Annotated in this window: 19 protein-coding genes; 9 read left to right on the top strand and 10 right to left on the bottom strand. The window is 53.3% G+C overall.

Annotation, left to right across the window (positions count from 1 at the left end):
• Positions 1-32 precede the first annotated feature (32 nt).
• A complete protein-coding gene (locus SIB64_RS14100; protein WP_413440824.1) occupies positions 33-239 on the top strand; it encodes a hypothetical protein in 207 nt (68 codons plus the stop codon).
• On the opposite strand, the gene SIB64_RS14095 is transcribed toward SIB64_RS14100, so the two are convergent.
• The 3 genes from SIB64_RS14095 to SIB64_RS14085 are packed head-to-tail and all read right to left on the bottom strand — an operon-like array spanning position 225 to position 1,541.
• Positions 225-731 carry a WbuC family cupin fold metalloprotein gene (locus SIB64_RS14095; protein ID WP_413440823.1) on the bottom strand — a complete coding sequence of 169 codons (507 nt, stop codon included), beginning with the start codon at positions 729-731 and terminating at the stop codon, positions 225-227. The genes SIB64_RS14100 and SIB64_RS14095 overlap by 15 nt on opposite strands.
• The gene (locus SIB64_RS14090) at positions 728-961 is read right to left on the bottom strand and encodes a DUF6737 family protein (RefSeq protein WP_413440822.1); all 234 of its coding nucleotides are present in this window, start codon (positions 959-961) and stop codon (positions 728-730) included. Before SIB64_RS14090 ends, SIB64_RS14095 begins: the two co-directional genes overlap by 4 nt.
• A complete protein-coding gene (locus tag SIB64_RS14085) occupies positions 939-1,541 on the bottom strand; it encodes a PCC domain-containing protein (RefSeq protein WP_413440821.1) in 603 nt (200 codons plus the stop codon). The genes SIB64_RS14090 and SIB64_RS14085 overlap by 23 nt, the downstream gene beginning before the upstream one ends.
• A gap of 111 nt (positions 1,542-1,652) precedes the next feature.
• Here SIB64_RS14085 and SIB64_RS14080 point away from each other — a divergent pair, with 111 nt between their 5' ends.
• On the top strand, positions 1,653-1,922 hold the full coding sequence (locus SIB64_RS14080) for a ribbon-helix-helix domain-containing protein (protein WP_413440820.1): 270 nt from the start codon (positions 1,653-1,655) through the stop codon (positions 1,920-1,922).
• On the opposite strand, the gene SIB64_RS14075 is transcribed toward SIB64_RS14080, so the two are convergent.
• Positions 1,882-3,000, bottom strand: a complete 1,119-nt coding sequence (locus SIB64_RS14075; protein WP_413440819.1) for a transporter substrate-binding domain-containing protein — start codon at positions 2,998-3,000, stop codon at positions 1,882-1,884. The genes SIB64_RS14080 and SIB64_RS14075 overlap by 41 nt on opposite strands.
• Before the next feature lie 127 nt (positions 3,001-3,127).
• Complete coding sequence (locus SIB64_RS14070) at positions 3,128-3,346, bottom strand: hypothetical protein (RefSeq protein WP_413440818.1); 219 nt, start codon at positions 3,344-3,346, stop codon at positions 3,128-3,130.
• A 25-nt stretch (positions 3,347-3,371) separates the two neighbouring features.
• Between SIB64_RS14070 and pdeM the strand changes: the two genes are divergently transcribed.
• From pdeM to SIB64_RS14055, 3 genes are all read left to right on the top strand, one after another.
• A complete protein-coding gene (pdeM, locus tag SIB64_RS14065) occupies positions 3,372-4,046 on the top strand; it encodes a ligase-associated DNA damage response endonuclease PdeM (RefSeq protein ID WP_413443036.1) in 675 nt (224 codons plus the stop codon).
• Complete coding sequence (locus SIB64_RS14060) at positions 4,043-5,599, top strand: hypothetical protein (protein ID WP_413443035.1); 1,557 nt, start codon at positions 4,043-4,045, stop codon at positions 5,597-5,599. The genes pdeM and SIB64_RS14060 overlap by 4 nt, the downstream gene beginning before the upstream one ends.
• A 293-nt stretch (positions 5,600-5,892) precedes the next feature.
• Complete coding sequence (locus tag SIB64_RS14055) at positions 5,893-6,222, top strand: hypothetical protein (protein WP_413440817.1); 330 nt, start codon at positions 5,893-5,895, stop codon at positions 6,220-6,222.
• Between the two features lie 377 nt (positions 6,223-6,599).
• Here the strand turns inward: SIB64_RS14055 and SIB64_RS14050 are convergent, their stop codons facing one another.
• The gene (locus SIB64_RS14050; protein ID WP_413440816.1) at positions 6,600-7,070 is read right to left on the bottom strand and encodes a L,D-transpeptidase; all 471 of its coding nucleotides are present in this window, start codon (positions 7,068-7,070) and stop codon (positions 6,600-6,602) included.
• 84 nt (positions 7,071-7,154) lie between these two features.
• On the opposite strand from SIB64_RS14050, the gene SIB64_RS14045 reads away from it, so the two are divergent.
• The gene (locus SIB64_RS14045; RefSeq protein WP_413440815.1) at positions 7,155-8,318 is read left to right on the top strand and encodes a hypothetical protein; all 1,164 of its coding nucleotides are present in this window, start codon (positions 7,155-7,157) and stop codon (positions 8,316-8,318) included.
• On the opposite strand, the gene SIB64_RS14040 is transcribed toward SIB64_RS14045, so the two are convergent.
• Positions 8,319-8,792: a CBS domain-containing protein gene (locus tag SIB64_RS14040; protein WP_413440814.1), complete on the bottom strand. Its 474-nt coding sequence runs from the start codon at positions 8,790-8,792 to the stop codon at positions 8,319-8,321.
• 133 nt (positions 8,793-8,925) lie between these two features.
• The gene (locus tag SIB64_RS14035) at positions 8,926-9,093 is read right to left on the bottom strand and encodes a hypothetical protein (RefSeq protein WP_413440813.1); all 168 of its coding nucleotides are present in this window, start codon (positions 9,091-9,093) and stop codon (positions 8,926-8,928) included.
• Positions 9,094-9,362: 269 nt separating this feature from the next.
• Between SIB64_RS14035 and SIB64_RS14030 the strand changes: the two genes are divergently transcribed.
• Entirely contained in the window at positions 9,363-9,953 is a 591-nt protein-coding gene (locus SIB64_RS14030; protein ID WP_413440812.1) for a CDP-alcohol phosphatidyltransferase family protein, read from the top strand.
• Here SIB64_RS14030 and SIB64_RS14025 read toward each other — a convergent pair.
• The gene (locus SIB64_RS14025) at positions 9,922-10,842 is read right to left on the bottom strand and encodes an NAD-dependent epimerase/dehydratase family protein (RefSeq protein ID WP_413440811.1); all 921 of its coding nucleotides are present in this window, start codon (positions 10,840-10,842) and stop codon (positions 9,922-9,924) included. The two genes, SIB64_RS14030 and SIB64_RS14025, sit on opposite strands and share 32 nt — an antisense overlap.
• Positions 10,843-11,047: 205 nt before the next feature.
• Here SIB64_RS14025 and SIB64_RS14020 point away from each other — a divergent pair, with 205 nt between their 5' ends.
• Together SIB64_RS14020 and SIB64_RS14015 are read left to right on the top strand one after the other, a co-directional pair.
• On the top strand, positions 11,048-11,188 hold the full coding sequence (locus SIB64_RS14020) for a hypothetical protein (protein ID WP_413440810.1): 141 nt from the start codon (positions 11,048-11,050) through the stop codon (positions 11,186-11,188).
• 532 nt (positions 11,189-11,720) lie between these two features.
• Positions 11,721-11,981, top strand: a complete 261-nt coding sequence (locus tag SIB64_RS14015) for a cation transporter (RefSeq protein ID WP_413440809.1) — start codon at positions 11,721-11,723, stop codon at positions 11,979-11,981.
• 130 nt (positions 11,982-12,111) lie between these two features.
• Here the strand turns inward: SIB64_RS14015 and SIB64_RS14010 are convergent, their stop codons facing one another.
• Positions 12,112-12,261 (bottom strand): hypothetical protein, encoded by a 150-nt coding sequence (locus SIB64_RS14010; RefSeq protein WP_413440808.1) that lies wholly within the window; start codon positions 12,259-12,261, stop codon positions 12,112-12,114.
• Positions 12,262-12,292 lie beyond the last annotated feature (31 nt).

Below are 12,292 nucleotides of genomic sequence, written 5' to 3'. Positions count from 1 at the left end.
CGACATACGCTCGTGAAGTTACGGATGTGGCTATGAACACAAACGCTCGGATTGATGCTCTCCAGCTGATGCTGACGGATCTGCGTATGCGCAATGAACCGATCCGTCATAAAGCCGCTTTCCGGGGATGTCAGCCGGAGTTTCAGACTCTGGTGAGTCGTTTGATTGAACAACTTGAAGGAGAATTATTGGAAGAGAAGCAGCGTTTTCGAGAAGCAATTCGTTCAGCGGTGATCTGATTGAATAAAGAGATCACGCCATTTTCGCTCCTGAATGACGGACTCTGTGGTGCCTTCCATGGGGTATCCAGCCAGAAAGTCTTTGTCACTGCTGGGGATATAGGGACCTTGTTTCAATTCAAAGATCACGCTGTCGGGCTCTAGTGCAACGAGGGAATGCAGCTGGTTCTCAGCAACTTCGATGCCATGGAGTGGCCCTGATGCACTCAGTCGTTCGTGCTGAATCATTTGTCCTGATGCATCAAACAGCAGCAGACCGATGGAACCCTGCAGCACAAGGAAACACTCAAAACCTGCCCCTGGACGATCACGCTGGTGGCGGTGGGGACGAACGTAGGTTCCAGGCTGCAGAACGTTGAGGAAGCGTTGGACCGCATCCTCGGGTTGATGGAAGTTGTAGTTCTGTCGTCGTCTTGGGCTCCTGATCGCTCTCTTTGCGGTCAGTTCGAACAACTCTTGATCCAGACGTTGAAGCCGTGGTGCGTTGGTCACTCAGGAAATTCCAGGGTTCCGTTCCGATAGGCCGTTGGCACCAGGATGAGAAACAGCGCCCACCAGGTCAAGATGACCAGTGCGATCGGCAATGTGACCCAGAGTCGATGGGGCCAGAACCACGAAGTCAGGATCGCCCCCGAGCCTGTCAGAAGGATGGACCACGGTTGACACCACCAAGGTTTTAAGGACCAGAACGGCGGCTTCTCAGCGGAGGGATTCGAGCGCACCAGTCGCATGCAGGGAAGTGAGGTCGTCATACCCACCGATCAGCTGGCCATCCACAAAAATCTGGGGAAACGTCCGCATTCCTGTGCGGGATTGCCAGCGCTGAAAATCGGCGTCGCTTTGAATTGTGTCGACACAATGGTGCAGGTTCAGCGTGCGCAGCAGCCGGAGGGCTCGCTCACACCAGGGACATCCTGGAAGAACCGCAATCTCAACCCGCTCCCGAGCCTGTGCTGACTCCATGGCCGAGGCCGCTGGTTCGGGGAGGCCCAACAGTAGGTCAACTCCTTTTTGGACGAGGGTTCCAGGTTCCAGGTGCCCTCCCCAGACTTGGCAGGCTCCATCAGACAGGCTGAGATGGAGATGAACACCCTCCGGAGAAAAGGTGCCATTGAGAGTGATGACTTCCAGGTCGCCTTCAAGCACCGAAGGCTGGGCCTGACCTGGGCATTGGAAGGATGCGCGGGAGAGATTGCCCACGACACCGAGAATAAAGCCCGAAAGGTTTTGTTCAGCAGCCAGTTGCTCAAGGCTGAGACGCACATCACTGCCTGGAGCGAGCTTCAGAGGCAGTGAGCGCATGGCAGGGGATCAAAAAGCGAAGCCAGGATACGCACCTGCAGCCTTAAGCCCAACCCATAGCTCCCTAAGCACGTTAACGTGTACTCATCGTTACGCGTCCTAGTCTTTATCGTGTCAATTCTTCAGGCACTCGTGCGTGAGTTGCAGCAGCGGATGGAGTCAGTTGTTGTGGTTCCATCCACTGGTGAGGTTGCCGAGGCGGCCAGTTCGGAGCGGATCAATGTGACGTTGCCGCGGGGAGTGATGGATGATTTGAAGCGTCATGCCCTCGCCGAAGGCCGCAGCTGTGGCAATCTCGCTTCTTACTTGATTGAAGACGGTCTAAGACGTCATGCCGTCATCAGTCCGTCGGTTGATCTTTCGTCAGCAGAGAAGTCGTGAGGGTTTCGACGGCGCCGGATCTCTGTAGTTCAAGGATGGAGACATCCATTGGCGTATTGAGGTGACTCCCGGTTTTGAAGGCGAATCCATAGGTTTCCTCCGCCAGCGTGAAAGGTGCAATTTTCAAAGGCAGATCAGGATGGTTCTTGAGGTAGTAGCGGAGTGCCGGTCGATCAAAAATAAAAGCGGCAGCGTCATTGTTCAGGACCAGTTGCACCGCATCATCCAGGGTCTCCGCCACGACAAGGATCACATCGGCGTCCTCGGCGATCTCGGAGCCACTGCTGCCTTTAACCACCGCGACGCGCCGTTGCTTCAAATCTTCAGGATGGTGAATGGGGTTTTCTGACGCTCCTGAGAGAAACAGCGTCAATGCTGAAGCCAGGCCGGCTGTTAACGATGAAACTGCGATCAAGGAGATCACCATCCAAGTGGAGGTAATCAAGCGGCCGGTTCGTGTGATCGGCGCTTTGTCTCCATATCCGACGGTCGTGAGGGTGACCAGCGCAAACCAGGCGCCATTTGCGATCCCTGATGCCCATTCCCGCGGAAAATTGTCTTCATTCCTGCGGCGTTCCGCTAACCAAATCAGCGTTCCAACAGTAAATATGACCGAAATCAATACAACAACGGAAGACAACACAGCCTTACCGAAAAACACCTTGACCCTGTCGAATAATGTTGGAGGATCCTTGTGTAATAAGACCCCTGCTTTTGCAAAAAAGTACGGCTGAGTGAAATTTACTCCTTGTATTTTGAGTCGTTTAGATGTGATACTTATTGGCCCGATTAAAAGATCGATCTCGCCTTTGTCGACGGAATCTATCGCTTTGTCGATGTCGACTGAACGATGGGGGTAATAGTCGTATTGGAGGTTGTTGTCACTTGCTACAGACTCCCATATCTCGATGCTGATGCCATGAAGCTCATCCCCATTGTTGATCACAAATGGAGCTGAACCCGCCACGCCAACCTTGAGACGTTTTTGCTCCGTAGCTGTTGCGAAATTGCCTAGGAGAAGCAGAGTTGCGACTGTAATCTGGATGGTGATCCGCCAGGCCTTGATGTGTCGAATCAAGGGTTTGCAACCTTCTCAATCAAGGTTGCCACAGATTCTGTGACCTGCATCGCTTGTTGATTGCTCGTTTTGTTCAGAACATCTCTTGGCTTGAGCTGATCCTCTGAACCCTTGTCTCACGCTGCGCTCACTTTTGTTCCATACGACGCACGATGAGGGCCATGGCCGCAATGGAGCCGGCCAGTGCAATCAGGAGGGCCATGGTCATCGGAACACCGGCGAAGGAAACGTGTGGTCGCAGTGGCCTCTGAAGCGCATCTGGATTAGAGGCCTTACAGGAGTCAAAATACAGATCGAACAAACCAACGGGTGATGAATCGGCCGCTTCAAATCGTTCAGCCCCCATCTTGAATTTTGACAATGATCCTTTGATGGCTGAGCTGGTCTGGAGATGGGAGAGCGAGGAACTTGTTTTTTTGCCCCAGCGCGCTCTCTGGCGTCCTGCAGGCCGTGAGCTTCTCGTGGCGGATCTTCATCTCGGTAAGGCCGAAGCATTTCAGGCCGCTGGCGTGCCTCTGCCAAGCGATGCCGATTGCGGCACCCTCAATCCGCTGTTGGATCTATGCCATCGATGGAAACCGTCGCGTCTCATTATTCTCGGTGACCTGATTCACTCCCGTTCAGGCCTCACGTCGAGGCTGAGGGATGTGATGGCTGCCCTCCCTGCTCTCATTGGTGCTGAGCTGGCCTGGATCGGCGGAAACCATGACCGTCAGAGCTGGTTGGAGGGGCTACCCCAACAGCCAGCTCAAGCTTTGGGACGCCTTTGGCTGAGCCATGAGCCAGAGAGGCCACCGGATCAAAACCAGCTGAATGTTTGTGGACACCTCCACCCTGTGACTCGAATCAGTGGTGGGAGTGATTCTCTGCGTCTTCCCTGCTTTGCTTTTGATCCAAATGGACCCCGTCTGGTGATTCCTGCCTTCGGAGAGTTGACGGGAGGCCATGAATGCGGCGACCTTTACTGCCAATGGCTGGTGGCGGATGACGCCATCGTTCCTTGGTTAAAACCCAACTCAAAAACCCAAGGACGACGGTCGGCGTGAAGCGGCCTTCCTCCAAAGCGTCTGAAACCAGCGGTTTCAAGAGCCGTTGGTTGCGCAAGCGTTGGTTGGTCGTGCTCACTCCTGTGCTGGTGTTTGCCGGTTTGGTGGCGTTGGCCCCCGGCACACCCGAACGTCGCGACGACACGCCAAGCGACAGCGTCACCAGTGATCTGCCCCGCGCACGTCCTGACCAGCAGAAACCCTTCCGCTACATCCCAGATGATGAGGTGTTCGCCTTGGAGATGGATCCACGCAAGGTGCGGTTTGACCTCTTGGAAGGCTGGGATCGCGAACAGGATGCCTTTGAAGATATGGCGGCTCTGGCCTACGTCTCAGGCCCGATGTACGAGCGCCATGTGGACATTGGAGGTCAGGAGATCACCGTTCCCCTGGGTGATCTCAAATTCGGTCGGAGAGTCTGGAAAGGGCGCAACCGCACGGCCTCGCGCCAGCGGGCTTACGTGGGGATCCGGCACGACGGTGGCGTGGACTTCGGCTATGGGGAGCTGACGGATGAGCGAAGTCGCACCTACGACACATTCATCGGTGGACTGCACAGCCTCTACAACGACCTTGAGGAGCCTCCCGAGTCCTACAAGGGTGCCTACAGCAAAAGCATGGGGCAGCGCATTCGCTACTACCTGCCGCGCATTCGGATGGTGATGGGTCTCCGGGATGATGGACGGCTGGAAGTGTTGATGAGTCGTGATGGACTCACCCTTGAGCAGAGCAAAGATCTCGCTCGGCGTCGCAACTACCTCGCGGCCTACATGCCGGATCATGCATCCAAAAGCCGCTTCATTATTCCCGGGGTCAAGGGTTTCACTGAGGAGGACGCCAACTGGATCAGCGGCGGAGCTACCAGTTTTGTGCATGTGCCCTACATGCTTCGGATGAGCTCAAGAATGAGCCCTTTGCGGGGAGATTTGGTTGCTGGTCTCACTCCAAAGATGGCTCCTGAGCAGGACTGTGATGGGCCGATCAAATGTTTTCAGGTGTTTAGTAACCACCTGGCGGATCGTGCACTAGCCGGACTGAACCGTGTCATGGAACAGGGGGTTGAGCCTCTGGCTCGGATGATCTGGGCGCCAACACCCGCTCCGACCTCCACGCCAACGGATCCAGATCGCACGCTTCAGGATCAGGAGCGTTCGCCGCTGCGAGAACCACCGATCACGGCCGATCCTCTTGTGCTGCGTGAACGGCCTGAGGCGATTGATCGAGGCGGTCGCCCAGATCCTGATGAGCGTCTTGGTGCACCTGAGGAGAGCCTGGCTCCGTCGCCTCTTCCGCCAGACCTACCACCGCCTGAATTGTTTCAGGATGATGCCGATGCCCCCACGGCACTCGATTCCCCCATCCCGGCGTTGCCCGATCCTTCTGATGAAGCCTCTGTCGAGGCGGAGAGCAATGCCTCCGGTTCCGACGGTGGGGAGCTGATCGGAGCACCTCCGCCTCCTGAACTGCCACCGCTTCCTCCGGCCAATCAATGGCCTTCAAGAGCATTGCCTTCTCCGGACTCAAACAGCAACTCGTCGATGTCCATTGATTGAGGTTGTTCAGGGAAAAAATGAACTGAAATCTCTGAAGATTTGCTTCGCACGTTGAGAGCAGTGATCGATCGGGTAGTCGATCATTCCGATGATCATGGCCTGGCTGACGGCGTTGGACCAACTTTCGTTGTTTGGATTCTGATGAAAATCGAGAGGGTAAGAGGTGATTGCATACTGGTTAAACATATGAAAACCGTTGAATCTATTTTGAATGACTTTGCGGGGCGGTCTTTGAAATTATTAATTAGAGGTTAATTGATGGCGAATCAGTTGAGGTTATAGGGCTGAATTTGTTGGATCGTACCTCAGCATCGCAAGATGCGCTTTTAGTACAACCAACCGTTAAGGAGGGATTGCAGGTTGGGTTGGATGTTTCTGAGTTTGCTGTTGCATGTCTGAAGCATGCGTTTTTTGATTCCGTCAGACCGTTCCTGTCGCGACATTGTCTCGTCGAGTTTTTTGATGGCTTCCAGCCAAGGCTGATTGGTAGGGGCGCGGCCAAAAAAAAGAGCGTGCTCTACAGCACGCTCCCCCAACAACATTCCACAAGGTCCCCACCTTGCGGCAAAGGAATTGTTATGTATCACACCGAACATCTTTGTATCGATGGGTACAAAGTGTGATGTGGTTTTCAACATCGTTGTTGGAGACGTCTTTCAATCGGCCTGCTACATCCATTTCTTACCGAAATCAGTCTCTGGATGTCGGGCTACTTTTTGAACACTCCATTGCAATCCCCTGGGGCTGGTTGAGTAAAGCAATGCCCCTCAGGAGACCAGTATCCAAGTGCTGGTAGTTGCAATCCTTGCGCACGTGCTTTCGCATTCACATCTTTTACACCTCGGCCTTGAATCAGGACATTCCCTTCTCCATCCACAAGGTCAAGGAAGTCATTTTCCTTCGTTTCAACTGTTGGGTTGGCTATCGCTGCCAGAGGTAGAGCAGCTGAGCAGCCAAGGATAATGAAAAGACGCAACATAGTTCTTAGCACAAACGGAATTCAGTTGTTGGTCACCAGGACAGGTGTACCGACCTCGACGCGATTGAACACCTGAATCACATCGTTGTTCAACATGCGAATGCATCCCAAGCTCACGGCTGATCGCAGCTTGACCCAGTTCGGCCACGCTGTTCCATGAATGGCATATTCACCAGTACCGATCTGGACGTAAGCCATATATCGAACACCGACGGGGTTTTTTGGACCTGGCGCGATCACCTTCGCTCCTTTGTGATAAGTCGGTGCCGGGTCCATTTTTGTAATCGAATAGGAGCCCGCTGGAGTTGGAGACTCGGGTGCGCCGATGGCGACCGGATATTTCGCAATCACCTTGCCGTTGTCAAGCAGGGTCAGATAACGCTTTTTAAGACTGATCTCGATGGTCGGCTCCGCCTGAGCAGGCAGATCTGCGATGGCTCCGAAGGCAGCGGCCCCTGCAAGGCAGGCCAGCAAGATCGGACGGACAGGCATGGACTTCCGAAACAGGCACCGGGGGCATTTTGACCTATTTGAAACCAGCTAGCGTCATTCCACAGAAACGGATGTTCTCGATCGATGTCGTGCCTCTCCGGAATTCGCCTCAGTCTTTTGGCTTGTGGTGCAGCTGTGTTGTCTGCCCTTACTTGCCCGATCGAGGCTCGCGCAGGTTTTTCTCCTGAGCAGCTGGAGGGTTTTGAGCTCAGTCATATCCGAGGCACTGTCACCATAGTGCTTCCGGATCAAAAAGTTCTTGAGATTATTGACCCTGAGGGCCATCGAGAAATCATCACCGTTGGTGTGGACCTCACTCCGCTGGCAATTACGCCCGGACAGGGCGTTGACGTGTCGTTGCTCGACGGCCTGGTCGTGGACCTCCAGCGAAGTCAGGACTCCAAGCTGAGTTTCAACCGCGAAGACATCATCATTCCGAAGGACATGGGTCCTTTGAAACAAGGGATGCGTGTTGCTCTTGCTTCTGGTACGGCTCGGGTTATGAAGTTGTCTCGCAAAGACAGGAGCATCAGCCTGCTGGGTCCCCTTGGTGGAATCCATAACCTCGATGTTCTTGTCGACACGACGGATGATCTTTTCCCGCAACTCAAGGCTGGTGATCTAATTAATTTCCGGTTGATTCAGCCCGTTGCTGTTGATGTCAAGCCGATCACCGTTGCTGATGGCGTGCGTGGGACCACCGATCCTCAGCCGATGCTTGCTCGAAGCATCAATACCGGTGCCTCCCTTAAGGCGGAGCTCCTCGAGGCATTTGAAATCACCCAATTGGTTGGATCCATCACCAGGTTGATGCCATCCGATCAGGTGCTTGAAATCAAAACCCCCTATGGACACACAATGCTGATCAGCAGCGGAGTTGATCTCTCTGCGGCAGGTTTCACCGTTGGTGATGAAGTGAGTGTCGACCTGCTCGATGGTCTGGTGGTGGATTTACGACCAAGTCCTGTCAAGCGTCTCCGATTTGAACGGGACGACATGATCCTCTCGGAAGACTTTGGGCCTGTACGCGAAGGGGCCAAGGTGGTGATGGCCACTGGTACAGCTGAGGTGGTGAAGTTATCTGAATCAGACAATGAAATCAGCCTGCGAGGTCCGTTCGGCGGTGTTCACAACCTTGATGTTCGCCAAAGCATCTTTGGTGATCCAATGACCACTCTTTCGGTTGGTGATTACGTCGAATTTCGGATGATCAAACCCATTGCAATTGCGATTCGAAAAAGCAGCTGATCATTCCTCTTGATGCGAGGCAAGGGCGCGTACGACATCACCCCTGGTCAGAACACCGATCGGCTTCCGGCTCTCATCAAGTACGAAGAGTCGTTGAGTATTTCTGTCGTGGAGTTGTAATGCGGCCTTGGGTAAGGGGAGAGTTCCATCACAGCTGTGAACATCCTTTTTCATCAGGTCAGCCACTGTTGTCCCGAGGACCTGATGCACCTGTTTGTCCCAGTTGAGAGGATTCCTTAGGTAGATGACGCTGTCGAGCAGCATCACGTAAGGGCCGGCATCAACTCCGCTCTCTCGCACCATCAGGTCCTGCTCGGTCAGTTCCCCGATCAGTGCCCCACTCTGATTCACCACTGGCAAGCCGCTGATGTGGTGATCACTAATCAATTGAACAGCATCCTGCAGGCTTGTGTCAGCCGTGACGCTGAGGACCGGGTGGGTCATCACATCGGCCACCGACAGCTGCAGAACCATGAACCTTGTGCATCTGAAGGCATTCTGCGTTGTGGTCGACCCTTACGCAGTTCCACTATGAGTGCTAAGGGATAGAACAGTGCCAAAAGTTGAAATGCGCTCGGAGCTTGTTTGACAAAAATTAGCCGAATAATTAGTCACAGATTTTAAATTCGTAAAATAAAGCTTCTGCTTCTGCATATTCGCCATTTTCTCGGAGATGAAAAATCATCGCTTTCCACCAATCCCATGTTTCGATCTGAATTAACTCATGGAAATGATGGTTCCATTGCTCCTGGCGACGTGGTGGCATCTCTGACATCTAGCATCCTTCCTCTAATGCAACGCTAGTGACGCTGGAACGAATGTCTATCGGTATTTCATTTTGAAAAATTGTGATGGAGATCACGGAATGAACTGAACTGATCGCTCTTCAGTCCGCTATCGATTCCTGCAGTTGTGGTCGTTATCACGTCCATTCCGTTCACTGATGAGCTCCATCAGTCCGCCGGGTGTGCAACACCCAGGAGCGCAATACCACGGTGGAAATCTCGCAGCGCCTGCTGACACGTCGCTTGTTCTGCCAAGACCATGCAGCTTCTGTCGTTGCGGCTGTTGAATTGGGATGCCGTGATTACTGCGCTGTTGCCTGTTCCCCTGAGAACCTTTGCCAACGGCCTCACTGTGGCCAGGGCTTTGGCAGGCCTGCCGCTGATTCTGGCCTTGCAGGCCGGCTGGTCTGTAGTGGCCTGGTGGCTGCTTCTGCTCGCCGGTCTTAGCGATGCCGCAGATGGTTGGTTGGCCCGCCGGGCCGGTGGCGGCAGCACTTGGGGGGCTCGCCTGGATCCATTGACCGACAAAGTGCTGATTGCAGCGCCACTGCTTTGGTTGGCCTCCACCGCCGCGTTACCCCTCTGGGCTGTCTGGGTGTTGCTGGCACGCGAACTGTTGATTTCTGGTTGGCGTGCGCAGGCCGGCGATGGTGCTCCGGCCTCTCTTGGCGGTAAAGCCAAAACAATCCTGCAGTTTCTGTCGTTACTGCTGCTGCTCTGGCCACAGCCATGGACGGGGCAGCCCTGGTTCGTGGTCATTGGCTGGTGGTTGTTCTGGCCCTCGTTGGTGCTGGCGCTTTGGTCGGCTGTCTCCTATCTCAGTCCCCGATCAGCGCAGCGTCCGAGCTGAAATCCAGAGATTGTGTTGGTGCTTTGGCGTAATCATTGCGATAGCTGTCGGCAAGGCCGGCATTGAGATCAAAGCGTGGCCGCCAGGCGAGTTCCCGCTGCACCCGTGTGATGTCGGTGAGGAAATGGTTGAGACGCAATGGAAAAGCTTTTCGCGCTTTGGGGTCCAGGCGGGAGGGATCGAAGCTGCGCATCTCGATGGACACTGGATCCCTGCCGCAGGCCACAGCCGCTGCTTGGATCAGACCTTGAAAGGTGATGCCCTGTCTGCCTGAGCAGTTGTAGATCCGGTTGGTTGATGCTTCCACATCAATGCAGCGTGCCATCGCTTCGGCAAGATCCTCGACATGACCCAACTGGGTGATCGTGCTTCCATCGCCTGGTAACGGCACAGGTCGATCGTTGATGATTCGATCGAAGAACCAGCGTTCGATTGGGTTGTAGTTACCAGGGCCATAGATGTAAGTCGGCCGGAAGCTGGTGAAGGGAATCCCCTCCTGCCTCAGCCAAGCCTCTGTTTCCGCTTTGCCGGCGTGGCGGCTGTTGGGGTCAGTCGCGCAGTCCTCATCCAAAGGCCACTGTTCAGAGTTGGCGTAAACCCCCGCCGAACTCACATACACGAATCTGTGGCTGGGGGCACCGGTGATCGCCAGAACCCGCTTGCTGTCTTCCAGCTTTCGACCTGAACTATCAACAATGACATCGAACTGACGCCCCTTCAAGACGGCCAATCCCTCGTCGCTGCTGCGATCACCGCTGAGGTGTTCGACCGCATCCGGCACGGGATTCCGGCCACGGGTCAATAGGCAAAGGTCGTGCCCCTGAGCCTGAAGCCTCGCCACCAATGGCTTGCCCACGAAGCGGGTGCCTCCCATTACGAGAATGCGCATGAATACAGCTCTGCGTCGCTGCCAACAACGTGTTGACAGCTGATTTCAACCCATGAATCTAGGGGATCGATCTATCACCTGATTTTCACCGAGAAGCTTGAGTCGTTGCACCAGATATTCACAGTTGAATTCTCAGATGGCGACGCAATCTTGGTGATGTCGGGATCATTTGTTTCGACTTGCCCCTACTCCTTTGAGGTTCTTCATGAAAGGTTTTATTGCAATTGCTTCGTCATTTGCGGTTACGTTGTTTCCAGCTGTTGCCGCGCTTAGTGTCGCAACAAATAATGGTGGTCTTGTTATGCAAGAGATCATGCTTGTTAGAAATGCTGACAACTTGCCCTGATTGATGGGGGATAGGGATTGTCCAGTCCGGTCAGGATTCGATTCTTTTCGGTGTGTCTCTATGTCGACTTCTTCTGGCCCAGAGAATCTGATTTCGGATGATATAAATTGCGAGTTGCCCTGGGTCTGTAAAGGTCGAGATTATCGAGATCAGCCAAAAATGTGATAGGTTATGGCAAGGAGTATTTTGTAATAGTAAGTCAATATGCTTTTTTAATTATTCTGAATTGAGATTTTTGGCCGCTAGACTTTCTCTTGGGAGGCATAAATAAGATGAGTGCATGGATTTTGTCGATTCGTTCGTTAATAGCTGTTCGGGCTTTTGGGTTTCATGGTTTTGATCCTTGCCCAGAAAAGATGAGTTACTGGAGTGGGCTGCTGCGTCCAGGCTGGTAAGCATGATTTAATATTAGGGTCTGGCCGCTCGTGATCACGCAGTGGATGAATGAGCATATTGGGTTCATTTTGATCGTCTCTTGAGTTCAGTTGATTCGCATCATCACCCCTATCAAGATTTTAAGTGATTCATTCTTTTGAATGCAGGTTTGAGTGGTTTGCAGGTTGTTATTGGTATTTCCTATGGATCAATTGCTCTTATTTGTGATGCTGTCCACAACATCGTTGATGTGATTGGATTGCTTCTGGCTTGGGGAGCTGAATCTCTTGGGGGTCTCCCTTCGACGCGGTGCTTCAGTTATGGCTTCGGTCGCTCCACACAGATAGCTGCAGTAACGAATGGGGTGTTGATCCTCATGGCTTCTGCGGTTGTTTGCGTTAATCTGTTTTTCACCTAATCCAAAAATAACAATGATCAGTACATCGTTATTTTTGGATTAAATGATTGTATCGCCGCTCTCCATTCAGAAGATTAAATGCCTTGGGTCTGTGGTGCCATCAGAATTGTAAATCGACTTTTTGATGCGTTCATTCAGTGGAGTGCCCATGTCGTTCTTCCGTCAGTGCATGGCTGTTCTGGTGAAGTTTGTGGTGTGGATCGACATTGATGAGGTTGTCTCGTTGAGGAATGTCTTCTTCGATCCCTTCTTTGCTTGGTTGGTTGTTCGTTTCAGTCATGGCATGAATCAAGGGTGTGTGGGATCTGCGT

This window comes from Synechococcus sp. MIT S1220 (genome assembly GCF_047303025.1).
Lineage (GTDB): Bacteria > Cyanobacteriota > Cyanobacteriia > PCC-6307 > Cyanobiaceae > Parasynechococcus.
Note: the sequence above shows the minus strand (reverse complement) of the source record. Positions and strands in the feature narration are given on the sequence as shown.

Bases quoted from the DNA above. Each gene is read 5' to 3' on its own strand.
- SIB64_RS14050 (WP_413440816.1), bottom strand. From the start codon at position 7,070: ATGCCTGTCCGTCCGATCTTGCTGGCCTGCCTTGCAGGGGCCGCTGCC.
- SIB64_RS14020 (WP_413440810.1), top strand. From the start codon at position 11,048: ATGAAAGGTTTTATTGCAATTGCTTCGTCATTTGCGGTTACGTTGTTT.
- SIB64_RS14045 (WP_413440815.1), top strand. From the start codon at position 7,155: ATGTCGTGCCTCTCCGGAATTCGCCTCAGTCTTTTGGCTTGTGGTGCA.
- pdeM (WP_413443036.1), top strand. From the start codon at position 3,372: ATGGCTGAGCTGGTCTGGAGATGGGAGAGCGAGGAACTTGTTTTTTTG.
- SIB64_RS14010 (WP_413440808.1), bottom strand. From the start codon at position 12,261: ATGACTGAAACGAACAACCAACCAAGCAAAGAAGGGATCGAAGAAGAC.
- SIB64_RS14040 (WP_413440814.1), bottom strand. From the start codon at position 8,792: ATGGTTCTGCAGCTGTCGGTGGCCGATGTGATGACCCACCCGGTCCTC.
- SIB64_RS14030 (WP_413440812.1), top strand. From the start codon at position 9,363: ATGCAGCTTCTGTCGTTGCGGCTGTTGAATTGGGATGCCGTGATTACT.
- SIB64_RS14025 (WP_413440811.1), bottom strand. From the start codon at position 10,842: ATGCGCATTCTCGTAATGGGAGGCACCCGCTTCGTGGGCAAGCCATTG.
- SIB64_RS14035 (WP_413440813.1), bottom strand. From the start codon at position 9,093: ATGTCAGAGATGCCACCACGTCGCCAGGAGCAATGGAACCATCATTTC.
- SIB64_RS14070 (WP_413440818.1), bottom strand. From the start codon at position 3,346: ATGGGGGCTGAACGATTTGAAGCGGCCGATTCATCACCCGTTGGTTTG.
- SIB64_RS14100 (WP_413440824.1), top strand. From the start codon at position 33: ATGAACACAAACGCTCGGATTGATGCTCTCCAGCTGATGCTGACGGAT.
- SIB64_RS14085 (WP_413440821.1), bottom strand. From the start codon at position 1,541: ATGCGCTCACTGCCTCTGAAGCTCGCTCCAGGCAGTGATGTGCGTCTC.